20 protein-coding genes are annotated in these 26,108 nt (G+C 72.1%); 18 read left to right on the top strand and 2 right to left on the bottom strand.

Translation table 11 applies throughout. From position 1 onward, the window contains the following. Positions 1-1,356, top strand: a 1,356-nt coding sequence (locus GVN67_RS09335; RefSeq protein WP_235035205.1) for a hypothetical protein, incomplete at its 5' end; no start/stop codon positions are given. On the opposite strand, the gene GVN67_RS09330 is transcribed toward GVN67_RS09335, so the two are convergent. Further along, positions 1,353-2,591: an ABC transporter substrate-binding protein gene (locus GVN67_RS09330; RefSeq protein WP_159995087.1), complete on the bottom strand. Its 1,239-nt coding sequence runs from the start codon at positions 2,589-2,591 to the stop codon at positions 1,353-1,355. The genes GVN67_RS09335 and GVN67_RS09330 overlap by 4 nt on opposite strands. Before the next feature lie 217 nt (positions 2,592-2,808). Between GVN67_RS09330 and GVN67_RS09325 the strand changes: the two genes are divergently transcribed. The 7 genes from GVN67_RS09325 (at position 2,809) to cysG (ending at position 11,432) form a co-directional block, all read left to right on the top strand. Next, positions 2,809-4,200, top strand: a complete 1,392-nt coding sequence (locus tag GVN67_RS09325) for an ABC transporter substrate-binding protein (RefSeq protein WP_235035204.1) — start codon at positions 2,809-2,811, stop codon at positions 4,198-4,200. A 12-nt stretch (positions 4,201-4,212) separates the two neighbouring features. After that, the gene (locus tag GVN67_RS09320; protein ID WP_159995085.1) at positions 4,213-5,148 is read left to right on the top strand and encodes a branched-chain amino acid ABC transporter permease; all 936 of its coding nucleotides are present in this window, start codon (positions 4,213-4,215) and stop codon (positions 5,146-5,148) included. After that, positions 5,145-6,086, top strand: coding sequence for a branched-chain amino acid ABC transporter permease (locus tag GVN67_RS09315; RefSeq protein ID WP_159995083.1), 942 nt, complete (start codon positions 5,145-5,147; stop codon positions 6,084-6,086). Before GVN67_RS09320 ends, GVN67_RS09315 begins: the two co-directional genes overlap by 4 nt. Next, positions 6,083-6,853 (top strand): ABC transporter ATP-binding protein, encoded by a 771-nt coding sequence (locus GVN67_RS09310; RefSeq protein WP_159995081.1) that lies wholly within the window; start codon positions 6,083-6,085, stop codon positions 6,851-6,853. The genes GVN67_RS09315 and GVN67_RS09310 overlap by 4 nt, the downstream gene beginning before the upstream one ends. Beyond that, the gene (locus GVN67_RS09305; protein WP_159995079.1) at positions 6,840-7,496 is read left to right on the top strand and encodes an ABC transporter ATP-binding protein; all 657 of its coding nucleotides are present in this window, start codon (positions 6,840-6,842) and stop codon (positions 7,494-7,496) included. The genes GVN67_RS09310 and GVN67_RS09305 overlap by 14 nt, the downstream gene beginning before the upstream one ends. Before the next feature lie 224 nt (positions 7,497-7,720). Further along, a complete protein-coding gene (locus GVN67_RS09300) occupies positions 7,721-9,862 on the top strand; it encodes a response regulator (protein ID WP_159995077.1) in 2,142 nt (713 codons plus the stop codon). 214 nt (positions 9,863-10,076) lie between these two features. Beyond that, on the top strand, positions 10,077-11,432 hold the full coding sequence (gene cysG, locus GVN67_RS09295; protein ID WP_159995075.1) for a siroheme synthase CysG: 1,356 nt from the start codon (positions 10,077-10,079) through the stop codon (positions 11,430-11,432). Here the strand turns inward: cysG and GVN67_RS09290 are convergent. Further along, entirely contained in the window at positions 11,370-12,059 is a 690-nt protein-coding gene (locus GVN67_RS09290) for a DUF899 family protein (RefSeq protein WP_235035203.1), read from the bottom strand. The two genes, cysG and GVN67_RS09290, sit on opposite strands and share 63 nt — an antisense overlap. An 85-nt stretch (positions 12,060-12,144) precedes the next feature. Between GVN67_RS09290 and GVN67_RS09285 the strand changes: the two genes are divergently transcribed. The 10 genes from GVN67_RS09285 (at position 12,145) to GVN67_RS09240 (ending at position 26,075) form a co-directional block, all read left to right on the top strand. Further along, positions 12,145-13,122 carry a DUF2332 domain-containing protein gene (locus tag GVN67_RS09285; RefSeq protein ID WP_200845193.1) on the top strand — a complete coding sequence of 326 codons (978 nt, stop codon included), beginning with the start codon at positions 12,145-12,147 and terminating at the stop codon, positions 13,120-13,122. Between the two features lie 185 nt (positions 13,123-13,307). Next, the gene (gene cydD / locus GVN67_RS09280) at positions 13,308-15,047 is read left to right on the top strand and encodes a thiol reductant ABC exporter subunit CydD (RefSeq protein ID WP_159995071.1); all 1,740 of its coding nucleotides are present in this window, start codon (positions 13,308-13,310) and stop codon (positions 15,045-15,047) included. Beyond that, positions 15,044-16,723, top strand: a complete 1,680-nt coding sequence (locus GVN67_RS09275; RefSeq protein WP_235035202.1) for an amino acid ABC transporter ATP-binding/permease protein — start codon at positions 15,044-15,046, stop codon at positions 16,721-16,723. The genes cydD and GVN67_RS09275 overlap by 4 nt, the downstream gene beginning before the upstream one ends. Before the next feature lie 87 nt (positions 16,724-16,810). Further along, positions 16,811-18,397 carry a cytochrome ubiquinol oxidase subunit I gene (locus GVN67_RS09270; RefSeq protein ID WP_159995069.1) on the top strand — a complete coding sequence of 529 codons (1,587 nt, stop codon included), beginning with the start codon at positions 16,811-16,813 and terminating at the stop codon, positions 18,395-18,397. Between the two features lie 7 nt (positions 18,398-18,404). Next, positions 18,405-19,556 carry a cytochrome d ubiquinol oxidase subunit II gene (gene cydB, locus GVN67_RS09265; protein ID WP_159995067.1) on the top strand — a complete coding sequence of 384 codons (1,152 nt, stop codon included), beginning with the start codon at positions 18,405-18,407 and terminating at the stop codon, positions 19,554-19,556. Between the two features lie 14 nt (positions 19,557-19,570). Beyond that, the gene (gene cydX, locus GVN67_RS09260; RefSeq protein WP_076956464.1) at positions 19,571-19,681 is read left to right on the top strand and encodes a cytochrome bd-I oxidase subunit CydX; all 111 of its coding nucleotides are present in this window, start codon (positions 19,571-19,573) and stop codon (positions 19,679-19,681) included. 6 nt (positions 19,682-19,687) lie between these two features. Continuing rightward, positions 19,688-20,035: an ArsR/SmtB family transcription factor gene (locus GVN67_RS09255; RefSeq protein ID WP_368667228.1), complete on the top strand. Its 348-nt coding sequence runs from the start codon at positions 19,688-19,690 to the stop codon at positions 20,033-20,035. A gap of 841 nt (positions 20,036-20,876) precedes the next feature. After that, a complete protein-coding gene (locus tag GVN67_RS09250) occupies positions 20,877-24,206 on the top strand; it encodes a PAS domain S-box protein (RefSeq protein ID WP_200845192.1) in 3,330 nt (1,109 codons plus the stop codon). A gap of 647 nt (positions 24,207-24,853) precedes the next feature. Beyond that, positions 24,854-25,435, top strand: a complete 582-nt coding sequence (locus GVN67_RS09245) for a sigma-70 family RNA polymerase sigma factor (protein WP_200845191.1) — start codon at positions 24,854-24,856, stop codon at positions 25,433-25,435. Continuing rightward, positions 25,422-26,075 (top strand): NrsF family protein, encoded by a 654-nt coding sequence (locus tag GVN67_RS09240; protein WP_159995063.1) that lies wholly within the window; start codon positions 25,422-25,424, stop codon positions 26,073-26,075. The genes GVN67_RS09245 and GVN67_RS09240 overlap by 14 nt, the downstream gene beginning before the upstream one ends. The last annotated feature ends 33 nt before the right edge of the window (positions 26,076-26,108 follow it).

Raw genomic sequence — 26,108 nt, 5'->3', positions numbered from 1 at the left:
CCCGCCCCGGAGACCTGCATGCCCGCCGCCGCGCCGCCCGTGATCGAGCCCCAGGAGACGGTGCGCTTCGGCTCCTACGAGGCGATCTTCCTGGCCGGCGACGGCGCCCGCGACCTGGTCATCGCGCTGACCGGCGTCGGCGACGTGTCGAAGCCTTTCGACAGCTACGACTTCACCCGCACGCTGCGGCTGCGGCCGCAGCTGGACAAGATCCTGATGCGCGACCATGCGCGCAGCTGGTACCGCGCGCCGGAGGGCCGCGCCGGCATCATCGCCTGGTGCCGCCAGCGCGCCGCCCTGGGCCGATACCGCAGCGTCACGCTGATCGGCATCAGCATGGGCGCCTATGCCGCGCTGACCCTGGGCGCCGCGATGCCGGAGGCGCGGGTGGTGGCGCTGTCGCCGCCCTTCTCGCTGGACACCCAGGCCTTCGGCCGCGGCGTGGTGCGCTACAAGGCCTGGCTCGACCAGCAGCCGCCGCTGGCCGGCACCGATGCCGTGCTGACCGGCGATCCGTCGCGCTACCTGCTGCTGTTCGGCGACGACGAGATGATCGACCTCTACAACCTGCGCCTGTTCCAGCAGCGCGGCTGGCCCAACCTGTTCCTCTGCCCCGGCGCCGAGCACAATCTGGGCAGCTTCCTGGCGCGGCACCAGCGCATGGGGCGGGTGATGGACCTGGCCGGGGCCGGGGCGCCGATGGCCGAGCTCGCCGCCGCCGCCGGCGCCCAGGCCGTCTTCCCGCACTGCCACGGGCTGCAGATGCTGGCCGCGCGCGAGGCGCTGTGGCGTGGCGACGCCGCCGCCGCCGATGCCGCGCTGGTCGAGGCGCGTGCGGCCGTCGGCACGGCCTCCCCGGCGCTGGACCGGCTGGACTGGCTGCGCGCCGGGCTGATGGCCGATGCCGGCCGCGCGCTGCGCCGCGTCCGCGCCCTGCCGCCGGCGGGCAGCGTGTCGCTGCCGCTGGAAGACGGCGCCAGCCTGCAGATGCAGGCGCCCGAGGCCCGGGTGATCAAGGGCGTGCCGGTGCTGGGCCCGCTGGTGCTGGCGCGGCTGACCCATCCCGGCGCCGCGCGGGTGACGCTGGCGCTGCGCGCCGACAGCCCGGTGCGCCGCAATGCCGGCGCGCGGCTGGCGCTGGAGGCCTTCGCCATCGAGGGCGATGCCTGCCGCCCGCTGGCCAGCAGCGCGCCGCCCTCCAGCAGCATCGCCATCCCATTGGCGTTGCGCGACGGCGCCGCCGACTTCCTGCTGCGGCGGCGCTGCTTCGGCTCCGGCTTCGATGCCGAGCGGGGCGAGGTGCAGGTCGCCTGGGCGATGAAGCTCCGCGACCTGCGCCTTGTGCCGACGGCTTAGCCGACCATCGGGCAGCCGCCTTCCGACAGCGGCCGGAAGGCTTCCTCGGCGGCGACCGTGCCGCTCAGCTTGTAATAGTCCCAGGGGCCGCGGCTCTCGCCCGGCGCCTTGACCTCGAACAGATAGGCCGGATGCACCTTGCGGCCATCGGCGCGGACGACGCCGGCGCCGAAGCAGTCGTCATCGGTCGGCATCGCCTTCATCCGCGCCACCACCGCGCGGCCGCTGGCCTTGGCCGGGCCGGCGCCCATGTCGGCCACCGCCTTCAGATAGTGCAGGCAGGCGGCATAGGTGCCGGCATGCTCCTGGTTCGGCCAGTTGCTCGCCGTCTTCGGGCGGATGCGCTGGTTGAAGGCGCGGGTGCGGTCGTTCAGGTCCCAGTAATAGGCCTCCGACAGCAGCAGGCCCTGCGCCGTCTCGAGGCCCAGCGCATGGATGTCGGTGACGAACATCGGCGTCCCCGCCAGCTTCACGCCGCGCCGCGCCACGCCGAACTCGCGCGCCTGCTTGATGCAGTTGACCATGTCGGTGCCGGCCATCAGCAGGCCGATCACCTTGGCGCGGCTCGACTGCGCCTGCACCAGGAAGCTGGCGAAATCCGTCGTGCCGGGGAAGGGAAAGCGCGACGACCCCGCCACCTTGCCGCCGGCGCTGGTGACGAAGCGGGTCAGGTCGCGCTCCATCTGGTGGCCGAAGGCATAGTCGGCGGTGATGAAGTACCAGCTGTCGCCGCCGTTGCGGACGGTCGCCTTGCCCACGGCGTTCGCCAGCATCCAGGTGTCGGCGGTCCAGTGGATGGTGTTGGGCGAGCAGCGCTCGCCGGTCAGCGCCGCGCTCAGCGCGCCGCTGTTCATCTGCACCCGGTCCTTCTCCTGCACCAGGCCCGCGATGGCGAAGGCGATGGCCGAGTTGTTGACCTCGGTGATCATGTCGACGCCGTCCTGGTCGATCCAGCGGCGGGCGAGGGCGAGGGCGACATCGGGCTTGTTCTGGTGGTCGCCCTGCAGCACCTCGACCTGGATGCCGCGGTTCGACAGGCCGAGGTCTTCCACCGCCTGGCGGGCGCAGGCCAGCGCCGTGGGGCCCGAGGTGTCGCGATAGGGGCCGGAGAAATCCGCCAGCACGCCGATGCGGATCGGCGCCGCGGCCTGCGCCCGCGCGGGACCCGGGAGCAGCGTGGGGGCCAACAGGGCGGCGCCCCCGGCGAGCAGCCGGCGGCGGGGCATCTGGATCATTTTTTTGACACTTCCCTGGAGTTTCCGGACGAATTCTTCTCCGGCGCTTGGGCGCGCCGGTTGACCGCGCCAGTCTGCCAGCGCCGCCGCGGCACGCAAGTCGTATTCTGTGATCACAGCGAGACCAGAAAACCGTTCCGCCGCTGGATCACGGCAAAGCTTTCTGCCAGTCTTCGCCGCAGAGCCGCAAAACGGCCGGATACAAAGGAAGCGTTCCATGCAGAAAGTGACCCCCGCGCCCGTGACGGGCCCGGTCGCCACATCGACCCCTGCGGCCACCCCCGCCATGCCCTTGTCGCGCCGGCAGGCGCTGCAGGCAGCGCTCGGCGTCGGCGGCCTGGCGCTGGCCGGGCGCAGCGCGAGCGCCCAGGGCGCCGGCCAGAAGCCCAGCGAGATCAAGGTCGGCATCGCCACCTTCCTCTCCGGCTCCTCCAGCGTCTTCGGCGTGCCGGGCAAGCAGGCGGCCGAGCTGCTGTTCGACCAGCTGAACGAGCAGGGCGGCATCGCCGGCGTCAAGCTGCGGCCGATCTTCATCGACGAGGGCCCGGGCGTCGACCACTTCACCGGCGAATACCGCCGCCTGGTGCAGAGTGAGAACGTTCAACTGATCTTCGCCGGCATCTCCTCGGCCGACTGCCTGGCCTGCGCGCCGCTGTCGGAGGAGATGAAGCGGCCGACCATCCTGTGGGATTGCGGCACCCAGCGCGTCTTCGAGGAGGGCAAGTACAACTACGCCTTCCGCACCCAGGCCAATGCGACGCCGGAAGTGCTGGCGCCGCTGCTCTACCTGCTGAAGTCGAAGCCGGATTTCCGCTCGGTCGCGGTGGTCAACCAGGACTATGCCTGGGGCCGCGATTCCTGGGACATCTTCCGGACGGCGCTGCAGGCCCTGAAGCCGGGCGTGCGCGTCGCGGCGGAACTCTTCCCGCGTTTCGGCGCCACCGACTTCTCGACCGAGGTGACGCGGCTGCTGGCGCTGCGGCCGGACGTCATCTTCTCGACGACCTGGGGCGGCGAGCTCGACGCCTTCATCCGGCAATCCTCCGACCGCAAGCTCTTCGACCGCTCGACCTTCGTCATCCCGCTGGCCGAGAGCTCGCTGGAGCGCGTCGGCAAGGCGCTGCCCGCCGGCCATATCATCGGCGCCCGCGGCGACCATTGGTTCCTGCACCCGAACCCGCGCGACCCGGCGCTGCTGGCCAAGTTCACCGAGGACTACCGCAAGCGCTTCAACGTCTATCCGATCTACTCCACCCACCACATGTTCCAGGCGGTCTCGGCGATGAAGGCCGCCTATGAGAAGGCGATGGCGGCCAAGGGCGGCGCCTGGCCGAACGATGCCGAGCTGGCGGCGGCCTTCCGCGGCCTGACCTTCCCGTCGCTGACCAGCAGCGTCACCATCCGCGAGGACGGCCAGGGGCTGGAGAACCAGCTGATCGGCACCTCGATGCACACCGACAAGTACAACTTCGCCGTCATGACCGACATGATGTCCTTCCCGGCCGAGATGATCACCACCCCCGTCGGCCAGAAGAGCCTGGACTGGCTGAAGACGCTGAAGCCGGACATGCTCGACAAGCTCCCCGCCACCGTTCCCTACAAGCCGTAAGGCCGGATCTCGATGGGAGCCTGGTTCTCCGAGAACGGGCTGCTGGTGGGCCTCGCGGCATTGGACGGCCTGTCCTATGCCGCGGCGGTCTTCATGGTGGCGGTCGGTCTCAACCTCGTCTTCGGCGTGCTGCGCGTGCTGAACATCGCCCATGGCAGCCTCTATGCCATCGGCGGCTACAGCGCCGCGTCGCTCGGCCTCTTCATGACAAGCCGTGGCCTGCCGGAATGGCTGGCCTATCCGGCGCTGGTCGTCGCCGCCGCCCTCGTCGGCGCGCTCCTTGGCCCGCCGATCGAGCGGCTGCTGCTGCGGCGGATGCAGGACCATGAGCCGGTGCTGCAGCTGCTGGTCACCTTCGCCCTGTTCATGATCCTGGAGGACCTGCAGAAGCTGATCTGGGGCGTGCAGCCGGTGGTCTCCGACGCGCCGGTCCGCCTGCTCGGCACCGTCGATATTCCTTTCGGTGCCGACGTCATTCCGTTCAATGCCTACCAGCTCTATGTGCTGCCGGGCATCGCGCTGCTGACCCTGGTGGGCCTCGCCTGGTTCCTGCGGCGGACGCTGGCCGGGCGCATGATCGTGGCCGTCACCACCGACCGCGAGGCCGCCCGCGCCATGGGCATCGACGCGGCCAAGGTGACCCTGCTGACCTTCACCGCCGGCGCGGCGCTGGCCGCCCTCGGCGGCGCGCTGGCCTCGCCCACCGTCTCCCTGGTCCCGGGCGTCGGCGCCCAGACCATCGTTCTGTCCTTCGCCGTCGTCGCCACCGCCGGGCTCGGGCAGATCGAGGGGGCGGCCATCGCGGCGCTGCTGATCGGCCTCGGCCGCTCCTTCGCCGTCTATCTCGAGCCGGAGCTCGAGGTGGTCATCCCCTATGTCATCATGCTGGCGGTGCTCCTGGTGCGGCCGCAGGGCCTGTTCGGCGTGGCGGAGACCCGGCGCATATGACCCGCACCCAGGAATTGCTGCTGGCGCTGCTCGGCGCCGTGCTGGTGCTGGCGCTGGCCTGGGCGGTGCCCTGGCTGCGCTTCGTGCTGACCGTGGCGCTGGCCAAGTCGCTCGCCGTCTTCGGCATCCTGCTGCTGCTGCGCGCCGGCCAGGTCAGCTTCGGCCATGCCCTCTATCTGGCGCTGGCCGCCTATGCCGCCGCCTTCACCGCCATGCTGATCCCCGAGGCGCTGATCCTGCTGCCGGTGGCCGCCCTGGTCTCGGCGCTGGTCGGGCTGGTCGTCGGGCTCTTCGTGGTGCGCTACCGCGAGATCTTCTTCGGCATGCTGAACCTCGCCCTCAGCATGGTCTTCTATTCGCTGCTGGAGAAGTTCTACTCCATCACCCACGGGACGGATGGCATGCGGCTGCCGCCCTTGCGCTTCGCCGGCATCCCGCTGGAAGGGGAATTCCAGGGCTGGGTCCTGCTGGTGCTGGCCGTGGTGCTGGCGCTGGGCTTCGGCGCGGTGGTGCGGATCTACCTGGCCTCGCCGATGGGCCAGGCGCTGGCCGGCATCAAGACCCGCGAGACCCGCCTCGAATTTCTGGGCGTCCCGGCCCGCCGCGTGCTGCTGGCGGCCTACGTCCTCGCGGCCCTGATGGCCGGCTGCGGCGGCGCGGTGCTGGCCATGACCACCCGCCTGGTCACGCCCGCTTTGGCCTATTGGACCGCCTCGGGCGAGCTGGTCTTCATCGCCATCCTGGGCGGCGCCGGCTCGGTCTTCGGCCCGGTCATCGGCGCCGTCGCCTTCGAGCTGACCCGCGTCTATGCCGCCGCCCTGGTGGCCGATGCCTGGCAGCTGATCCTGGGCAGCGTGCTGCTGCTGGTCATCCTCTTCGCCCCCGGCGGGCTCTGGGGCATGGGGAAATCCCTGCTCTCGCGGAGGAAGGCGGCATGAGCGCGCTGCTCTCCGCCCGCGGCCTCAAGCTCGCCTTTGGCGGGCTGAAGGCGGCCGACGGCATCGACCTCGACGTCATGGATGGCGAGTTCCTGGCCATCATCGGCCCCAACGGCGCCGGCAAGACCACCTTCATCAACATGACCACGGGATATCTCAAACCGCAGGCGGGCAGCATCGAGTTCGACGGCAAGCCGATCCTCGGGATGTCTCCCCGAAAGATCGTGGCGCTCGGCATCGGCCGTTCCTTCCAGCTGCCGCAGCTCTTCACCGAGCACACGGTGCTGGAGAACGCGGCGCTGGCCGTCGCCGCCCGCCAGGGCATCTGGTCGGCCTTCGCGCCGCTGATGCGCCCGGCGATCCGGAACGAGGCCGAGGCCCTGCTCGACCGCTTCGGCCTCGGCCCCGTCGCCGACCGCCGGGCGGATGCGCTGAACGAGGGCGCCCGCAAGCTGGCCGATATCGCCATGGCGGTGGCCCTCCGTCCCCGCCTGCTGCTGATGGACGAGCCGACCAGCGGCGTCGCCGCCTCCGACAAGATGGGGGTGGTGGAGACCCTGGTCCGCGTGCTGCGCGAATCCCGCGTCACCGCCGTCTTCGTCGAGCACGACATGGAGGTCGTCGCCCGCTTCGCCGACCGCGTCGCCGTCTGGGGCCAGGGCCGCATCATGGCGCTGGGCGATCCGCAGACCGTGCTCAACGACCCGCAGGTCCGCCGCGACGTCATCGGCGAGCTGCCGCAGGAGGCGCTGCATGCTCCGACTTGAAGGGGTCTCGGTCGACATCGCCGGCGCCTCCGTGCTGCGCTCCGTCTCGCTGGCGGTGCCGCCGGGCGGGCGCGTGGCATTGATCGGCCGCAACGGCGCCGGCAAGACCACGACCTTGCGCGCGCTGATGGGGCTGCTGCCGCTGAAGGGCGGCCGCATCGCCGTCGACGGGCAGGACTGCGCCCGGGTCCCCGCCCATAAGCGCACCGGCCTCGGCATCGGCTATGCGCCGGAGGAGCGGCGGCTGTTCGGCAGCTTCACCGTGCAGGAGAACCTGCTGCTGCCGGCCGAGGTCCTCGGCCTGCCGAAGGCCGAGCTCACCCGGCGGCTGGAAGCGGTCTACGACCTGCTGCCGGAGCTCCGCACCTTCGCCCCCCGCAAGGCCGCCGGCCTCTCGGGCGGGCAGGGCAAGATGGTGGCGCTCGGCCGGGCGCTGATGGTGGGAAGCCGCGCGGTGCTGCTCGACGAGCCGTTCCAGGGCCTGGCCCCGGCCCTGGCGCTGCGCTACGCCGAGGCCCTGGCCCGGCTGCGCGACGCGCTGCCCGACGTCGCCATCCTGATCACCGAAAGCAGCCCCGAGCTGCTCCGCTCCCTCGTCGACACCACCTTCGTCATCGAGCGCGGGGAAATCGCGGTTTTGTGATGAAGCGCGGGGGGAGAGGGAATTCTCCCCCCCACACCGCCCGCATCCGCTTCCTGCCCGTGCTGCCGCTTCCTGCCGGTGCTGCCGCGCCCTGCCGGTGCTGCCGCGCCCTGGGGCCAGGGCGGCACGCTGCACACCGGGCCATCGCAAAAGCTGTCGCGGCCAAGCCAGACGGCCTATAATCGCGGCCCTGTGCCTTGCGGCCGAGGAAAATCGCCACCCCCATGACTGGCCTGTCGCGTCGCCTGACCTGGTTGCTGGCCCTCGCCTTCTGGGCGGTCTGCTCGCTCGGCGTCGGCGCTGCCGCCTGGCTGCACATCCGCCACGTGCAGAACCAGGCCATGGGCAGCGCCCTGGCCCGCGCCGAGATCGCCTCCCGCGCCGTCGAGCAGATGCTGATGCGCAGCTTCGAGGCGATCGACGGCATCCATGAGCAGGCCGAGGCCCGCCAGCGCCTGCTGGTGCTCGGCCAGGCCCAGGCCGTCGCCGCCATCGAGGCGCAGTTCAAGGGCATCGCCGACCAGGCCCGCTTCGGCGTGCGCCAGGTCGCGGTGATCGGCACCGACGGCATCCTCGCCTGGTCCTCGGTGCCCGGCTGGACCCCGGTCAACCTGACCGACCGGCCGCATTTCCAGGGCCCGCGCGACGCCAGCGGCCACCAGCCCTATATCAGCATTCCGCTGATCGGCCGCACCACGGCGCAATGGAGCGTGCAGGTCACCCGCCGCATCGACGATGGCACCGGCCGCTTCGCCGGCGTGGCCGTGGTCTCGCTCGACCCCATCGCCCTGGTCCGCGCCCTGCAGGAGCTGCAGCTGGGCGAGGGCCGCCGCATCCGCATCCTGCGCCAGGACGGCGTGGTCATCGCCGACAGCGAGGACCGCCCGGAGCTCGGCATCCGGCTGGAGGCCGAGGACCCGCTGCGCCGCGCCCTGGCGCTGGCGCCGAACGGCCGGGCGGAGGCCACCAGCCCGGGCGGGCTGCGGCTGATCGGCTACCAGTCGCTGGAAGGCGTCCCCCTGGTCGTCGAGCTGTCGCTGGACGCCGCCGCCGAGCTCGCCTCGATCGATTTCGTCGCCCCCTCGATCTCGGCCGCGGCCACCGCCATCTGCCTGCTGCTGCTGGCCGCCATCGCCCTGTCGATCTCCTGGCTGGAGCACAGCCGCACCCAGCAGGACCTGGTCCAGGCCCGGCGCGACCGCGAGAGCGTGCTGGAGCGGCTGGCCCATGCCCAGCGCATGGAATCGCTCGGCCGCCTGGCCGGCGGCATCGCGCATGACTTCAACAACGTGCTGCAGGCGGCGATCGGCGGCGCCAAGCTGATCGCCCGCCGCAGCGCCGATCCCGGCATCCGCAAGCTGGCCGAGATGGTGATCAGCGCCGGCGAGCGCGGCGCCTCGGTCACCCAGCGCCTGCTGGCCTTCGCCCGCCGCGGCCAGCTGCGCGCCGAGGCGATCGAGATCGCCCCGCTCTTCGAAGGGCTGCGCGAGGTGCTGAGCCACACGCTGGGCGCCATCGTCGAGGTGCGGGTCGCGGTGGCCCCTGACCTGCCGCCCGCCATGGCCGATCGCGGCCAGCTGGAGGCGGTGCTGATCAACCTGGCGGTCAATGCCCGCGACGCCATGCGGTCGATGGGCGGCGGCCGGCTGGTGCTGGGCGCCGTGCTGGACAATATCGGCGAGGGCCGCCCCGGCCTCGCCCCCGGCCGCTACCTGCGGCTCGACGTCAGCGACAGCGGCTCCGGCATGGATGCGGCGACGCTGGCCCAGGCGGCCGAGCCCTTCTTCACTACCAAGCCGAAGGACCAGGGCACCGGCCTCGGCCTCGCCATGGCCACCGGCTTCGCCCAGCAGTCGGGCGGGACGCTCGCCATCGACAGCGCCCCGGGCAAGGGCACCCGCGTCACCCTGTGGCTGCCCGAGGCCGACGAGGTGACGCTGCGCCGCAGCCCGCCGCCGCATGCCGGGGCCGAGCTGCCGGAGGGCGCCCGCGTCCTGCTGGTCGATGACGAGCCGCTGGTGCGCCGCCTGCTGGCCGAATGGCTGCGCGAGCGCGGCCTGGTGGTGGTCGAGGCCGAGGGCGGCCGCGACGCTTTGGCCCTGCTGGCGCGCGAGACTGCCTTCGACCTGATGATCACCGACCTGGCCATGCCGGGGATGAACGGGCTGCAGCTGATCGAGGCGATCCGCCTGGGGCAGCCGCGCCTGCCCGCTTTGCTGCTGACCGGCCATCCGGGCGATGCGGACGCCACCGTGCTGCGTCTGGTCTCCGAGGCCGGCGCCTTCACCATGCTGCGCAAGCCGGTGGCGCCGGAAGCGGTGCTCGCCGGCTGCGCCGCCCTGCTGCTGCCGCAGCCGACCCCCTGAGCGCCCCGCCGCCCCACCCTGGTGGGCCCAGGCCGTTTCACCCGCTGTCTCCACCGGACGGCGGCAGCCCGACAAAAATAATCCACAGATTTCGTGGATAGCAGTGTGGACAAGTCGGGGGCGATGCGTTCGCGCAATGGAGGCTGGGGGCGGTTTTCCCTGGCAGAACCGAAGCCCTTGGCATCCGGGCGGTGCGCGGCGTAAGGAGCGGCGCATGCGCCACTTCCCCATCTTCCTCGACCTGCAGGGCCGCGACGTGCTGCTGCTGGGCGAAGGCGAGGCCCTGGCGGCCAAGGCGCGGCTGCTGACCGAGGCCGGCGCGCGGCTGCGCGAGGCTGCCCGGTTCACGCCCGCGCTGCTCGACGGCGTGGCGCTCGCCTGCGCCGCCGGCGCGCCCGAGGAAGACCTGCGCGCGCTGTCGGATGAATGCCGGGCCCGCGGCATCCCGGTGAACGTGGTCGACCGGCCGGCGCTGTGCTCCTTCATCACGCCCGCCATCATCGACCGCGACCCGGTGACCGTGGCCATCGGCACCGCCGGCGCCGCGCCGCTGCTGGCGCGGCTGCTGCGCCAGCGGATCGAGGCGGTGCTCTCCCCCGGCCTCGGCCGGGTGGCGGCGCTGCTGCAGCGCTTCCAGCAGCCGCTGCGCGCGCGGCTGCCCGATGTTGCCGCCCGCCGCCGCTTCCTCGAGCGCGCCGTCACCGGCCGCGCGGCGCAGCTGGCCGAGGCGGGCCGCCAGGCCGAGGCCGAGGCCGCCTTCGCCGCCGCGCTGGAGACCGCCGAGGCGGTGCCCGCGGGCATGGTGTATCTGGTCGGCGCCGGGCCGGGGGCGGCCGACCTGCTGACCTTGCGCGCGCTGCGGCTGCTGGGCGAGGCCGATGTCATCGTCCATGACCGGCTGGTCTCGGCCGCCGTGCTGGACCTGGCGCGCCGCGACGCCGAGCGGATCCATGTCGGCAAGGCGCGCGCGCATCACTGCGTGCCGCAGGACGAGATCAACGCCCTGCTGGTGCGCTTGGCGCGCGCGGGCAAGAAGGTGGTGCGGCTGAAGGGCGGCGATCCCTTCGTCTTTGGCCGCGGCGGCGAGGAGCTCGAGGCCCTGGCCGAGGCCGGCATCGCCGTCGAGGTGGTGCCCGGCATCACCGCGGCCCTGGCCTGCGCCGCCCAGGCGGGCATCGCCCTGACCCATCGCGACGGCGCCCGCAGCGTCACCTTCGTCACCGGCCAGACCAAGGACGGCCGGCTGGCGGTCGATTTCGACGCCCTCGCCCGCCCCGGCCAGACCATCGCCGTCTATATGGGCGTGACGACATTGCCGCAGTTCTTCGCAGGCCTGGTCGCGGCCGGGGCCGATGCCTCGCTGCCGGCGGCCTTCATCGAGCATGGCGGCTCGCCCGACCAGCGGCTGCTGCTGGGCAGCTTCGCCGAGGTGGCGCGCGACGCGCAGGCCTGGGTCGGCGGCGGCCCGGCGCTGCTGCTGCTGGGCGAGGCCTGCGGCCGTGGCGCCTCAGTAGCGCAGCTTGGGATACCAGCCTTCGCCACGCCCGCCCGGCGTCAGATCCAGGATTGACCACAGGGACGCGATGTCGGGGGCGTCGCGCGGGTCCTGGCCGGGATCGGCCATCTCGGCGGTCATCTCGCTGGCCCAGAACAGCCGCACCTGGTCGCCCTCGCGGCGATAGACGATGAGGGCCGGATATTCCGCGCCGTCCTCCAGCAGGATGCCGAGGTCGCGGGCATAGTCGTCGCCGAGGGTCTCGACGAAATCGAGGTCCTTCCAGCCGCGCTCCGTCGCGAAGGCCTTCTGGCGCTCGACGCTGCTGCGGCCGAGGATCTTCAGCGCCACCCGCTGCTTGATGTCGGCGGCATTGCCCTCGACCGAGCCCAGCCAGTTGGTGCACATCGGGCAGGGGCGCTGCCGCTGCGGCCCGTACATCCAGAAATAGGTGACCAGCGTGTCGTGCGCGCCGAACAGGTCGCGCAAGGCGAGCTCGGCGCCCTCCTCGTCGCGGAAGCGGTAGTCCTTCTCGATCACCGGGCCGGGCGGCAGGGCCTGGCGCTGCTCGACCAGCCGGGTCATGTGGCGGCGGAATTCTATTTCCTCGGCCAGCAGCGCCTCGCGCGCGGCGCGATAGGCCTCGCTCTGGCCGGGAAAGGGGGTGCGCGCCTGGCGCGCGAGCTCCGGAGCCGGGGTCATCGTCTTTCTCTCCCGCTGTCTCGGGAGCAGAATTCCCGGGCCGCGCGATCGTTGCATCTTCGGCGCGGCCCAGGGAAAGCAAGGCATGGGAAGCGAGACCGCCATGGATGACCGCGCCGCCACCGCCGCCCGCTACCGCCGTTTCGCTGCCGACGAGGCGCGCGGCCGCTCGCCGCTCTATGAGCGTCTGTCGGACTTCGTCGCGAATGACGCAGAAATCCTCGATTTCCTGCTGACCTTGCCGGAGCCGAAGCGCCAGCCCAACCTGCTGCTGGCCGCCTTCCGCCATCTCTTCGGCGTCCAGGAAGACGCCCAGATTTTCCGGGCAACCTTGCTGGCGGAGACAGGGCCGTTGCGCGCGCTGATGCTGGCCCGCGCCACCCAGACCAACGAGCCCGGGCGCTGCGCCACGCTGCTGCCCCTGCTGGCCACCCTGCCCCAGCCGCTGGCGCTGCTGGAGGTCGGCGCCTCGGCCGGGCTTTGCCTGCTGCCTGACTTCTATTCCTATGACTTCAACGGCACGCGCCTCGGCACCGGCGGCCCGCTGTTGCCCTGCGCGGTGAATGCCGCGACACCGATCCCGACAGAGGTCCCGCAGGTTGTCTGGCGCGCCGGGCTCGACCTCAACCCGCTGGACGCCGCCGATCCCGAGGACCGCGCCTGGCTGGAATGCCTGGTCTGGCCGGAGCAGACGGCGCGGCGCGACCGGCTGCGCGCAGCCCTCGACATCGCCGCCGTCCAGCGCCCGCGGGTGGTCCAGGGCGACCTGCTGTCGGAAGCCCTGCCGCGCCTCGCCGCCGAGGCGCCACGCGACGCCACCCTGGTGATCTTCCACACCGCCGTCCTGGCCTATCTGCCGCCCGCCGGGCGCGCGGCCTTCGCCGCAACCGTCAAAGACCTGTGCCACCACTGGATCAGCAACGAGGCCCCCGGCGTCATGCCCTGGCCGGTCGCCGCCGGCGCCGAGGGTGGACAGTTTGTCATGGCGATCGACGGCGCGCCCTGTGCGAGGACGGATCCGCACGGCGCCCGCCTCGACTGGCTGCCGCGCCAGGGCCCCTAAGCCCCGACCAAGCAACGCTTTTCGACAATCGCCCCCGGAATGGACCCCCTATTCCGGCGCGGCCCCCGCATGCCCGCTGCATGCGCCGGTTTTTATATAAGCGGCCGGTGCCGAACTTGATGCAGCGCAAGGACGCGGGGGGTGCCGGCCGGTAAGGCAGGGGGGTCAGGAAGGGACGGAACCCGGTGGACTTGCAGGACCAGCAGCATGCGACGCGCCGCGCCGAGGCCCCGGCCCCACCGGTGGCCGCGCCCGTCGCGACGCCGGCGGCCGCGGCGCCCGCCCGCGCCCCGCGCGCGGCGCTGCCGGGGAAAATCCGCCGTGGTGCCTTGCTGCAGGCGGGGGCGGCGCTGCTCTGGCTGCCCATGGCCTGGCTCCTGGCCGGCGCGGTGCAGGCGCTCGCCGACGGCGCGGGGCTGGCCGCGATGATCGCCCCCGCCGCCGGGCTGCTGGCGCTGGGCGCGGCGCGGGCCGGCCTGGAGGCGCTGGGCGGCCGCCTGGTCTTCGCCGGCAGCCGCCGGATGCTCTCCGAGCTGCGGGCCAAGGCGCTGGACGCGCTGGCCGCCCGTTCGCCGCTGGATGCCACGCGGCTGTCGTCGGGTGCCGCCGCCAGCCTGGTCGCCGAGCAGGCCGATGCGGTGCTGCCCTATCTGCTGCGCTTCCGCACCGCCCGGCTGCGCGCCACCCTGCTGCCGCCGGTTATTCTCCTCGCCATCCTGCCCTTCTCCTGGCTCTCGGCGCTGGCGCTGCTGCTGGCGGCGCCGCTGATCCCGCTCTTCATGGCGCTGATCGGCTGGCGCGCCCAGGCGGCCAGCGAGGCGCAGATGCTCGAGCTCGGCGGCATGAACGGGTTCCTGTTGGATCGCCTGCGCGGGCTGGCCAGCATCCGGGCGCTGGGCGCGGTGGATGCCACCGCCCGCCGCCTGCGCGCCCAGGCGGAATCGCTGCGGACGCGCAGCATGGCCGTGCTGCGCATCGCCTTCCTGTCCAGCGCGGTGCTGGAGCTGTTCTCGGCGCTGGGCGTCGCCCTGGTCGCCGTGCATATCGGCTTCCACCTGCTGGGCCAGTTCGACTTCGGCGCCTGGGGCGCCCGCCTGACCCTGTCCCAAGGCTTCTTCCTGTTGCTGCTGGCGCCGGCCTTCTTCGAGCCGCTGCGCGAGTTGTCGGCCGCCTGGCATGACCGCGCCGCCGGCGAGGCTGCTCTCAAGGCCCTGCGCGCGGCTGCGGAAATACCCGAGCCCGCCGCGAGGCTGGTCGCGCCGCTGGCGGCCCCCGCCATCGCGACCCTCGGCCGGCCGCCGGCCGTCACCGTCGAAAACCTGCGCTTCCGCCATGCCGGCGCCTCGGCGGCGGTCTTCACCGATGTCAGCCTGGACCTCGCCCCCGGCGAGCATGTCACGCTGCTCGGCCCCAGCGGCATCGGCAAGTCCAGCCTGCTGGCGGTGATCGCCGGCCTGGCCCGGCCCGAATCCGGCCGCGTGCTGATCGGCGGCCGCGCCCTGGAAGCGGCGCCCGCGGAACTGCGCGCCCAGATCGCCTGGGTCGGCCAGAAGCCCTTCTTTTTCGGCGCCTCGCTGGCGCGCAACGTGACGCTGCAGCGCCCGGGCCTGGACGCCACCGCCGCCCGGCGCGCGCTGCGGCTGTCGGGTCTGGCGCATGTGGCCCAGCGCCACGGCCCGCAGGGCATCGGCGAGGCCGGGCTGGGCCTGTCCGGCGGCGAGGCGCTGCGCCTGTCGATCGCCCGCGCCTTGGTCGACCCGGCCGCCACCCTGGTCCTGGCCGACGAGCCCACCGCGCATCTGGACGCCACGACGGCGAATGCCGTGACCGAGACGCTGCTGGCGCTGTGCCAGGGGCGCAGCCTGCTGCTGGCGACGCACGACCCCGTGCTGGCCGCCCGCATGGACCGGGTGATCCTGCTGTGAAAAACCTTTGGCCAGTTCTCTCGATCTTCTGGCAGGCGCAGCGCAGCGCGCTGCTGGTCGGCGCCGGCCTTGCCGCGGCGACCATGCTGGCCGGCGTCGCGCTGCTCGGCCTGTCGGGCTGGTTCATCACGGCGACCGCCATCGCCGGGCTGTCGGCAAGTGCGGCCATCGGCTTCGACGTCTTCCGCCCCGGCGCCGGCATCCGCTTCCTGGCCATCGCCCGCACCGCCGGCCGCTATGGCGAGCGGCTGGTCACCCATGATGCGACGCTGGCCGTCCTCGCCGCCCTGCGGGAAAGGCTGTTCCGCGGTTGGGCGGCGCCGCGCGCGGCCCGCCACCTGATGGCCCGCCCCGCCCGGCTGCTGTTCCGCCTGACCGCCGATGTCGATGCACTGGACGGGCTGTACCTCCGGCTGCTGATGCCGCTGGGCGCCGCGCTGAGCGTCGCGGCCGGCGCCGGTTTGGCCCTCGGGCTGCTGCATCCGGCGCTGGGGATCGGGCTGGCGGCGCTGCTGCTGACCGCCGGGGTCGGCCTGCCGGTGGCCGCGGCGCGGGCCGGCCGCATCCCCGCCCGCCGCCGCGCCCATGCGGCCGAGGCGCTGCGCGCCCGCACCACCGACCTGCTGGGCGGCCAGGCCGAGCTGCTGCTGGCCGGCCGCCTGCCGGCGCAGCGCGACGCGGTGCTGGCCGCCGAGAGCCGCTTGGCCGCCGCCGAGGACGCGGTCCACCGCATCGAGACGCGGGCCGGCATCGGCTTCGGCCTGGCCGGCAGCCTGGCGCTGGCGGGCACGCTGCTGGCCGTCGGCACCCTGGTCGAGGACACGGCCATCGGCACCCCCCAGGCCGCCATGGCGCTGCTGGTCGCCTTCGCCGCGCTGGAGCCTTTCGGCCTGCTGCGGCGTGGCGCGGTGGAGCTCGGCCGCATCCTGCTGGCCGCCCGCCGCCTGGCGCCGCGCTTGGTCGATGCTCCGGCGCCCGCTGGCCTGCCCCTGCCCCCGATGGGCGAGGCGCTGCGGCTGGAGCGCGTCACCGCCGGCCATCCCGGCGCCGCGGCCCCTGTGCTGGAGAAGATTTCTCTGCGTCTGCGCGCCGGCGAACGGGTCGCGGTGATCGGCGCCAGCGGCGCCGGCAAGTCGAGCCTGCTGGCGCTCGCCGCCGGCGAGCTCGCCCCCTGGCAGGGGCGCCTAGCCGCCCTGCCCGCCTGCCTGATGACCCAGCGCAGCGAGCTGTTCCAGGACAGCCTGGCCGACAACCTCCGTCTCGCCGACCCCGCCGCCCCCGACGCCGTGCTGTGGCAGGCGCTGGAGGATGCCGGGCTGGACAGCGCTGTCGCCAGCCTGCCCGGCGGCCTGGCCGCGCGGCTGGGCGAGGGTGGCGCCGGGCTGTCGGCCGGGCAGTCGCGGCGGCTGGCGCTGGCCCGGCTGCTGCTGCGCGGCGCGCCGCTCTGGCTGCTGGACGAGCCGACCGAAGGCCTCGACCCGCTGCTGGCGCGCGAGGTGCTGGCACGGATTTCCGCGCGGGCCGGGGCGGCGACGCTGCTGCTGGCCACGCATATCCGGCGGGAGGCTGCGCTCGCCGACCGCCTGCTGCTGCTGGAGGACGGCCGCCTGGTCGCCGAGCACCGCCGCGGGGAGGCCGGTTTCGCGGCCCTCCTGGCAATGCTGCGCCCGGACTGAGGCCACCCCCCGCAGCAACACGACGGCGCCGTGCTCCCGCGGCGCCGCAACCGAGAGGACACCGGGGCCCCACCCCGGCGGCATCGGATGGAACTGGACGTCGTCTCCTTATCGCGGCTGCAATTCGCGCTGACCGCCCTCTACCACTTCCTCTTCGTCCCGCTGACGATCGGGTTGTCGATCCTGCTCGCCATCATGGAGACGGTCTATGTGATGACCGGCCGCAGCGTGTGGCGCGAGATGACCCGCTTCTGGGGCACGCTCTTCGGCATCAACTTCGTGCTCGGCGTGGCCACGGGGCTGACCATGGAATTCCAGTTCGGCATGAACTGGAGCTACTACAGCCACTATGTTGGCGACATCTTCGGAGCGCCGCTGGCGATCGAGGGGCTGATGGCCTTCTTCCTCGAGGCCACCTTCGTCGGGCTTTTTTTCTTTGGCTGGGACAAGCTTTCGCGGCTGGGGCATCTCGCAGCCACCTGGGCGGTCGCGCTGGGCTCGAACTTCTCAGCGCTCTGGATCCTGATCGCCAATGGCTGGATGCAGAACCCGGTCGGCGCCGCCTTCAACCCCGTCACCATGCGGATGGAGGTCACCGACTTCTGGGCCGTGGTCTTCAACCCCGTGGCCCAGGCGAAGTTCGTCCACACCGTCTCGGCCGGCTATGTCACCGCCTCCCTCTTCGTGCTCGGCGTCTCCGCCTGGTACATCCTGAAGGGCCGCCACCTGGCGCTGGCCCGCCGCTCGATGACCGTCGCCGCCTCCTTCGGCCTGGCGGCCTCGCTGTCGGTCGTCGTCCTCGGCGACGAGAGCGGGTACCTGGCGACCGAGCACCAGCAGATGAAGCTCGCCGCCGTCGAGGCCATGTGGGAGACCGAGCCGGCGCCGGCCGCCTTCACCGCCTTCGGCTTCCCCGACCAGGAAGCGCGCGAGACCCATTACGCCATCCATATCCCGGGCCTCATGGGGCTGATCGCGACCCGCTCGCTGACCACCGAGGTGCCGGGCATCAAGGACCTCGTCATCCGCGCCGAGACCCGCATCCGCCAGGGGATCGTCGCCTATGACGCGCTGCAGACCATCCGTGCGGCGCGCGGCGCCGGCGTGCCGTCGGAAGTGACCGCCTCGTTTGAAGAAAACGGCCGGCTGCTCGGCTACGCCTACCTCCTGCGCCGCTATGTCGACGATCCGCGCCAGGCCACCGAGGAACAGATTGCCAAGGCGGCCTGGGACACCGTGCCGCATGTGCCCTCGCTGTTCTGGGCCTTCCGCATCATGGTCGGCATCGGCATGTACATGATCCTGCTGACCGCGGTCTTTTTCTTCCTCTCCGCGCGGAGAAGGCTGGATCGCTATCGCTGGCTGCTCTGGGTCGCCGTCTGGTCGATCCCGCTGCCCTGGATCGCCGCCGAGATGGGCTGGATCGTCGCCGAGTTCGGCCGGCAGCCCTGGATCATCGAAGGCGTGCTGCCCACCGCCATGGCCGTCTCGCATCTCGGCATCACCGAGCTGCTGATCACCATCGCCGGCTTCACCCTGTTCTACAGCGTCCTCGCCGTCGTCGAGATGGGGCTGATGCTGAAGGCGATCGCCAAGGGCCCGCAGCCGCTGCCCGCCCCTGCCCCCCTGCTGTCGGCCGGACAGGCGCCGCCGCGCGCCATCCCGGCGGAGTGAGCGTGTCATGATCCTGCATGAACTCCTCGACTACCCGACCCTCAGGCTGATCTGGTGGGTGCTGCTCGGCGTGCTGCTGATCGGCTTCGCCGCCACCGACGGCTTCGATCTCGGCGTCGGCGCCCTGCTGCCCTTCGTCGGCCGCACCGACCTGGAGCGGCGCGTGGCCATCAACACCATCGGCCCGGTCTGGGAAGGCAACCAGGTCTGGCTGATCCTCGGCGGCGGCGCCATCTTCGCCGCCTGGCCGCCGCTCTACGCCGTGTCCTTCTCGGGCTTCTACCTGGCCATGTTCGTGGTGCTGGCGGCGCTGATCCTGCGCCCGGTCGGCTTCAAGTACCGCGGCAAGCGCGACGACCCGCGCTGGCGCGCCGCCTGGGACTGGGCGCTGTTCACCGGCGGCTTCGTCCCCGCCCTGATCTTCGGCGTCGCCGTCGGCAACGTGCTGCAGGGCGTGCCCTTCCGGCTCACCGATGAATACGGCATCCGCTACGAGGGCTCCTTCTTCGGCCTGCTCAACCCCTTCGCGCTGCTCTGCGGGCTGCTGTCGCTGTCGATGATGGTGATGCATGGCGGCGCCTGGCTGTCGCTGAAGGCCACCGGCGCCGTCGCCGAGCGCGGCCGCCGCTACGGCAGCATCGCCGCCCTCGCGGCCCTCGCCCTTTTCGCCCTCTGCGGCCTGCTGACCTGGCTCTGGCTCGGCGGCTACCGCATCACCAGCCCGATCGACCCCGCCGGCCCCTCCGCCCCCCTGCTGAAGACCGTGACCCGCGAGGGCGCCAGCTGGCTGTCCAACTACGCCCGCTACCCCTGGATGCTGATCGCGCCCGTGGCCGGCTTCCTCGGCATCCTCGGCGCCTTCCTCGGCCTGCGCGCGGGGCGGGAGGTGAGCACGCTGCTCTGCTCCAAGCTCGCCACCTTCGGCATCATCTCGACCGCCGGCCTGTCGATGTTCCCCTTCCTGCTGCCCTCCTCGCTCGACCCGCGCTCGAGCCTGACGGTCTGGGACAGCTCCTCCTCCCACCTCACGCTGTTCATCATGCTGGTCGCCACCGCCATCTTCCTGCCGCTGATCCTGGCCTACACCGCCTGGGTCTACCGGGTGCTCTGGGGGAAGGTCAGCGAGGCCAGCGTGCGCGACAGCTCCGACGCCTACTGAAAGGAACGACGACCATGTGGTACTTCGCCTGGCTGCTCGGCCTGCCTTTGGCCGCCGCCTTTGCCGTGCTGAACGCGATGTGGTTTGAGCTGATGGAACAGGGCGAAATCGCCCCCCAGGAATGACGCGCCATGGACATGCTTGACTTCCACAACCCCCTCGCCGACGTCGAAACCCACGCCGCCGAGGCCGCCAACCTGCTGCGCATGCTGGCCAACGAGCGCCGCCTGCTGCTGCTGTGCCACCTGATCGGCGAAGGCGAGGTCACCGTCGGCCGCCTGGCCGAGCTGGTCGGCCTGTCGCAGCCGGCGCTGTCCCAGCACCTGGCCCGCCTGCGCGAGGACGGCCTGGTCGCCACCCGCCGCGCCGGGACGACCATCCACTACCGCGTCGCCGATCCGCGGGTGGCACGCCTGCTGGGGGTGCTGCACGACATCTACCAGGCGGATGCCGAGGAAGAAGTTGTCGTGGTGAACTAAAGCCTGAATCGCGCGATCAGACAAAGTCCTGGGGCATGCTGACGTCGTCTGTCCGAAGACCTGGGGGCGTGAATTCCCCCAGGCTGGGCTGAGCCCCCCACTCCAGGACCGTCCGCCCCCCTGAATTCACCACCCCCTCGCGAGGCTTCGGGGAGGCTGCAAGCCATGACGAAGCACCGGGTTCACAGCCTGGAGCCCCAGCGTGGCGACAGCCTGCGCCGGGTGGTGGGCCCTGCAGCGCCCGGCAGGTCGACATCCGGCTGACGCGGGCCGCCCTGCGCCATGCCGACCGCGGCAACCTCCGCGACAAGGCCTTTGCCGACAGCTTCACGAAGACGCTCGAGGTCGAGGAGCTCCACCCGATGGCCTGCGAGACCGTCGACCGGCTGGCCGAGGGCCTGCCCCGCTGGATCGACGAGGTCTCCAAAAACCCGAGGCCGTTCGGGCGACACCCGCCTCGCCGAGGGGCGGGTCATCCAACGGCGCCCCGCCGGCCCGGCAGGAGGGGCTCGGACCACGCCTGCATCGGCTTTGCCAACCGGCGTTCGTTGCGACGCCGAGCCTCGAGGTTGCGGGGGCGCCTGGCAGCGTCGATGCGCTCAACGAAGCTGCCGACCGGTCCTTCCGGCCTCGCCGGAACCATTGAGCAACAAGTTCCCAGAATTAAAGGCCAAGATTCAGGTGATGGACTGAAACTCCACGCTGAAACCGGGGTTTGACCGCGCGTAATACTTGCATAGATTAGAATGATGCCCTCCCCAGCCCCCGCCATCCCGGTTCGCCAGGGTCTCCAGCGCATCCTCCAGGAGCGAGCTCTGGCCTGCGCAGAGAGCTGCGTCCCGTGAGCGGCGACGGGGCGCGCCTTTGGACGGAGGAGGAGCGCCTTGCCGCGCTCCACCGGACGGGTCTGCTGGATACCCCGCCCGAGCAGGCCTACGACGACCTGGTGCGGTTGGCGGCGGACCTCGTCGGCGTGCCGATAGCCGCCATTCACCTCGTCGCCGAGGACCGGCAATGGGGCAAGGCCGAGATCGGCCTCGGCACCCGCACTATCCCGCGCGACATCGCCTTTTGCCCGGCGGCCATGCTGGAGCCCGAGGGAATGGTGGTGCCCGATGCCGCCATCGACCCTCGCTTCGCGGACAACCCCCTGGTGACCGGCCCATCTGGCATCCGCTTCTATGCGGGCATGCCGCTTCTGGCGGAGGGGGTGCCGGTCGGCGCGCTCTGCGTCATCGACACGGTGGCGCGCCCGGACGGCCTCGACGCGCGCCAGCGCTTTGCCCTGAAGGCCCTGGCTGCGCAGGCCAGCAGCCAGATCGCGCTTCGCCGGGCGCTGGCCGAGCGCGACCGGGCGGATTCGCTGCGCCGCCAGACCCTGGACAGCGCCACCGACTTCGCCATCGTCAGCATCGACCTCGGGGGCAGGATCACCGGGTGGAACACCGGCGCCGAGAACGTGCTCGGCTGGTCCGAGGGCGAAATGCTGGGCCAGCAAGCCGACCGTTTCTTCACCGCCGAGGACCGCGAAGCCGGGATCCCGGAGGCCGAGATGCGGCTTGCGGTCCAGAACGACCGGGCCGCCGACGAACGCTGGCACCAGCGCAAGGACGGCGCCCGTTTCTGGGCCTCGGGCGAGATGCTGCCGCTGCGCGACGAGCGCGGCGCCCATGTCGGCTACCTCAAGATGCTGCGGGACCGCACCGAGCAGCACCTGGCGGGCGAAGTCCTGGCGGCGGTCAACGAGCGCTTTCAGCTGGCGCAACGTGCCACCCGCGACGCCATCTGGGACTGGAACCTCGCGGATGACAGCGTGCTGTGGAACGAGGCGCTGCAGGACGCCTATGGCTGGCCCCCCGCCCGGGTGGCGCCGGATGGCCGCTGGTGGATGGCCCATATCCATCCGGAGGACCGGGACCGCGTCGCCGGCAGCATCCGCGCGGTTGTCGATGGCGGCGGCACCAGCTGGACCGACGAGTACCGCTTCCGGCGCGCCGACGGCGCCTATGCGGAGGTGCTGAATCGCGGTTCCGTGATCCGTGACCGCGATGGCCGTGCCGTCCGCATGCTCGGCGCCATGTTCGACCTGACCGGGCGCAGGCAGGCCGACCGGCGCCGCGACGCCTTGCTGGAGCTTGCCGACCGCCTGCGCGACCTCGACGACCCTTCGGCCATGGCGGCCGCCGCGGCCGGGATCGTCGGCCGCACCCTGGGCGTGTCCCGGGCGGGCTACGGCGCCGTCGATGCGGCCAGCGAGACGGTCATGATCGAGCGCGACTGGAGCGACGGCCCGGGCATGGCCTCCCTGGCCGGGCTGCACGACTTCCGCGCCTTCGGCTCGTTCATCGAGGACATGAAGCGCAACGACGTCGTCGCCGTCAGCGATGTGGCCTGCGACCCCCGCACGCGCCCCGGCTCGGCGGAGTTCGCGGCGATCGGGGTCCGCTCGCTGCTCAACGTGCCGCTGCTGGACGGCGGACGCCTGGCCGCCGTGGTGTTCGCCCATACCTCGTGCGAGCACCAGTGGACCGAGGAGGAGGTCACCTTCGCCCGCGCCGTCGCCGACCGCACCTGGGCCGCGCTGGAGCAGGCCAGGTCGAAAGCGGCCCTGCGCCAGGTCAATGAGACGCTGGAGCAGCAGGTCGCCCGGCGGACGGCGGACCGGAACCGGCTGTGGCGCATGTCGACCGACCTGATGCTGATCGCGGAGTTCGATGGCAGCATCCTGGCGATCAATCCCGCCTGGACCAGGATCCTGGGCTGGCGCGAGGAGGAGCTGCTCGGGACCAGCCTGCTCAGCCTGATCCACCCCGAGGATCTCGGCCACACGGCCGAGGGCGCCAAGGCCATCTCGGAAGGGACCGCCTATGCGCGGTTCGAGAACCGTTACCGTCGGGCCGATGGCGGCTATGCCTGGATCACCTGGACGGCCGGGCCCGATGACGGGATGATCGTCGCGGTGGGGCGTGACACCACGACGGAGCGGGAGCAGGCCGAAGCGCTGCAGCGCTCCGAGGAACAGCTGCGGCAGGCGCAGAAGATGGAGGCCGTGGGTCAGCTGACCGGCGGGCTGGCGCACGACTTCAACAACCTGCTGACCGGCATCACCGGCAGCCTCGAGCTGCTGAGCACGCGCATGGCGCAGGGTCGGGTGAAGGACCTCGACCGCTACGTCACGGCGGCCGAGGGCGCCGCCAAGCGTGCCGCCGCCCTGACCCACCGGCTGCTGGCCTTTTCGCGGCGCCAGACGCTGGACCCGAAGCCGACCGACGCGAACCGTCTCGTGGCGGGGATGGAGGAGCTCGTCCGCCGCACGGTGGGACCCGCGATCCAATTGGAGGTGGTCGGCGCCGGCGGGCTGTGGACCACGCTGGTTGACCCGCCGCAGCTGGAGAACGCCCTGCTGAACCTCTGCATCAACGCCCGCGACGCCATGCCGGAGGGCGGCCGGATCACCATCCAGACGGCGAACCGCTGGCTGGACGAGCGTGCCGCGCAGGGCCGCGACCTGATGCCGGGCCAGTATGTGTCGCTCTGCGTTTCCGACACCGGCACCGGCATGTCGCCGGATGTCATCGCCAAGGCCTTCGACCCGTTCTTCACGACCAAGCCGCTTGGCCAGGGTACCGGCCTCGGCCTGTCCATGATCTATGGCTTCGCGCGCCAGTCCGGCGGCCAGGCGCGCATCTATTCGGAGCTGGGCCGGGGCACCAATGTCTGCCTCTATCTGCCGCGCCACGTCGGCGACACGGATGTCGCCGAGCTTGCGCCAGAGCTGTCGGGCGCGCCGCGGGCGCAGCAAGGCGAGACGGTGCTGGTCGTCGACGACGAGCCCACCGTCCGCATGCTGGTGACCGAGGTGCTGGCCGACCTGGGCTACACGGCCATCGAGGCGGCGGACGGCCCTTCGGGGCTGAAGGTGCTGCGCTCGGACACCCAGATCGATCTCCTGGTCAGCGATGTGGGCCTGCCGGGCGGAATGAACGGGCGCCAGATGGCCGACGCGGCGCGCGTGAGCCGGCCACATCTGAAGGTGCTGTTCATCACCGGCTATGCCGAGAACGCCGTGGTCGGCGACGGGCATCTGGAGCCCGGCATGCATGTGATGACCAAGCCCTTCGCCATGGAAGCCCTTGCGAGCCGGATCAGGGAATTGATCGCCACAGCGTGACCCTGCGATCGGGACGCGGCAAGCCTGCAGGCGGCATTGATGGCGCCCGTCCGCTTTCGGGCCCGTTGATCGCGGAGCCGGCGGCCCGCCACCGCCTGCCCCGGGGCGGATGCGGCGATCGGAACGGCGCCGATGTCGACCGGCGCGGGCTCGTGGACGATGTCACGCCGGCATGACCGGGCATGGCCCGGTCCCGCGGCCGACACGGTTTGAAAGCCGCCGGCCCGGCCAGGCCGTCACGTCTCTGGACGACGCCGCCTCTGCTTTGGACTGCAGGCGACGGCAGCAGACCTTCCTGCCAGAGCCCGGCCTCAGTCTTTCGTCCCTCTCGTTCCTCCCTCGCTCTCCGCCATGGCGGCAGCGCGTCAGGAATAAGATTCGCGTCGCCGTGTAACCATCCCGACCAGCCGGCGAAGTGTCGGGGGTAGGCGCCCGTCCCGGCCGCCGCCAGCGGCCGAGAGCCCTCATGCATCGCCCCCGTCATGCAGCCCGTGCCGCGCCAGCTTTCGCAGCCTGCGCGTGACAGCGCCCCGGGCGCCCGGTCGTCGCGGCCCGTCCCCATGGCCGTGATCGTGGCTTCCTGCTTTACAGGCCCTGCCGATGGGGGTGACAGTCAGACGTCACCCGCCCCGCAGCAAGGCGAAGCCGTGCTGACCGAGCTCGAGCTGAAACTGGCCAGGAGCATGGTCGCGGCGCAGGCCGGTGACGCCGCGGAATATCGCATCCTGCTGGCCGGCTGCGTCCCGGTCATCGCCGCGGCCGTCCGCGCCCAGGGCTTCCGCGGGGATGCGGTGGACGATGTCGTGCAGGACACGCTTCTGGCCGTTCACCGTGCCCGCCACACCTATGATCCGGCGCGGCCCTTCCTGCCCTGGCTGCGGGCCATCGCGCGGCGGCGCTCGGTCGACGCGCTGCGGCGCCGGGGCCGCCAGCCAGGCAGAGCCGCCGCCGTGCCGGGCGGCTATGACAGCATCCCCGACCCGGCCGAGGCGGCGGACAGCCGGCTGGAGGCGCAGGACCGCCGCCGCCAGCTTGCCAGCGCCCTGCGCGGCTTGCCACAGGCGCAGCGGCAGGCGGTGGAGCAGCTCGCCATGGCCGAACGCTCGCTGGAGGACACCGCCCAGGCCACCGGTCGCAGCAAGGGCGCGCTGAAGGTCAACCTGCACCGCGCCATCAAGGCGCTGCGGGCCCGGTTGACGGGGGAGCCCGCCGGCGATGACCCGCGCTGACGACCATGCCCGGCTGATCGGCCGGCTGGCGCAGGACCTGCAGCCGGTCGGCCGCCTGGCGCCGCCGGGGCAGCGTGCCCTGACCTGGCTGGCGATCGCCGTGGCGCTGGGCCTGCTGCTGGCGACGCTGGCGCAGCCTGGCGCCTTGCTGCAGCGGATGGCCATGCGGCCGGAAATCGGCGTCGCCATGCTGGGATCGGCCCTGACCGCGGCGCTGGCGGCCTGGGCGGCGTTTCTCGCGGCGGTGCCGGGGCGGGATGCGCGCTGGGGGCTGTTGCCGCTGCCCGGGCTGCTGCTGTGGGTCGCGGCCAGCGGGCTTGGCTGCCTGGGCCAGAGCCTCGGGCCGGCGGCGCCGCCGGCCTCGCTCGACCAGGCGGTGATGGAATGCGTGCCGTTCATCGCGATGGTCTCGCTGCCGCTCTCCCTGGCGATCGGGCTGATGCTGCGGCGCGGGTTCTCGACACGGCCCGGGCAGACCGGGCTGCTGGCCGGGCTGGCGGTCGCGGCCGCGGCGGCGACGCTGCTGAATTTTTTCCATCCTTTCGATGTCACGGCCATCGACCTGCTGGCGCATGGCGTCTCCGTCGGGCTGATCGCCCTGGGCGGCGGGGTCTTCGGGCGCTGGCTCGGCTGGCGATGACGGCGATGGGCCATGCAGGGGGAGTGCCGATCC

The organism is Roseomonas sp. 18066 (assembly GCF_902706185.1).
Taxonomy (GTDB): Bacteria; Pseudomonadota; Alphaproteobacteria; order Acetobacterales; family Acetobacteraceae; genus Pseudoroseomonas.
This window is presented reverse-complemented; position numbering and strand designations above follow the sequence as displayed.

Coding starts and splice junctions, on each gene's coding strand:
- GVN67_RS09330 (WP_159995087.1), bottom strand. CDS start 2,591: ATGATCCAGATGCCCCGCCGCCGGCTGCTCGCCGGGGGCGCCGCCCTG.
- GVN67_RS09325 (WP_235035204.1), top strand. CDS start 2,809: ATGCAGAAAGTGACCCCCGCGCCCGTGACGGGCCCGGTCGCCACATCG.
- GVN67_RS09320 (WP_159995085.1), top strand. CDS start 4,213: ATGGGAGCCTGGTTCTCCGAGAACGGGCTGCTGGTGGGCCTCGCGGCA.
- GVN67_RS09315 (WP_159995083.1), top strand. CDS start 5,145: ATGACCCGCACCCAGGAATTGCTGCTGGCGCTGCTCGGCGCCGTGCTG.
- GVN67_RS09310 (WP_159995081.1), top strand. CDS start 6,083: ATGAGCGCGCTGCTCTCCGCCCGCGGCCTCAAGCTCGCCTTTGGCGGG.
- GVN67_RS09305 (WP_159995079.1), top strand. CDS start 6,840: ATGCTCCGACTTGAAGGGGTCTCGGTCGACATCGCCGGCGCCTCCGTG.
- GVN67_RS09300 (WP_159995077.1), top strand. CDS start 7,721: ATGACTGGCCTGTCGCGTCGCCTGACCTGGTTGCTGGCCCTCGCCTTC.
- cysG (WP_159995075.1), top strand. CDS start 10,077: ATGCGCCACTTCCCCATCTTCCTCGACCTGCAGGGCCGCGACGTGCTG.
- GVN67_RS09290 (WP_235035203.1), bottom strand. CDS start 12,059: ATGACCCCGGCTCCGGAGCTCGCGCGCCAGGCGCGCACCCCCTTTCCC.
- GVN67_RS09285 (WP_200845193.1), top strand. CDS start 12,145: ATGGGAAGCGAGACCGCCATGGATGACCGCGCCGCCACCGCCGCCCGC.
- GVN67_RS09270 (WP_159995069.1), top strand. CDS start 16,811: ATGGAACTGGACGTCGTCTCCTTATCGCGGCTGCAATTCGCGCTGACC.
- cydB (WP_159995067.1), top strand. CDS start 18,405: ATGATCCTGCATGAACTCCTCGACTACCCGACCCTCAGGCTGATCTGG.
- cydX (WP_076956464.1), top strand. CDS start 19,571: ATGTGGTACTTCGCCTGGCTGCTCGGCCTGCCTTTGGCCGCCGCCTTT.
- GVN67_RS09255 (WP_368667228.1), top strand. CDS start 19,688: ATGGACATGCTTGACTTCCACAACCCCCTCGCCGACGTCGAAACCCAC.
- GVN67_RS09240 (WP_159995063.1), top strand. CDS start 25,422: ATGACCCGCGCTGACGACCATGCCCGGCTGATCGGCCGGCTGGCGCAG.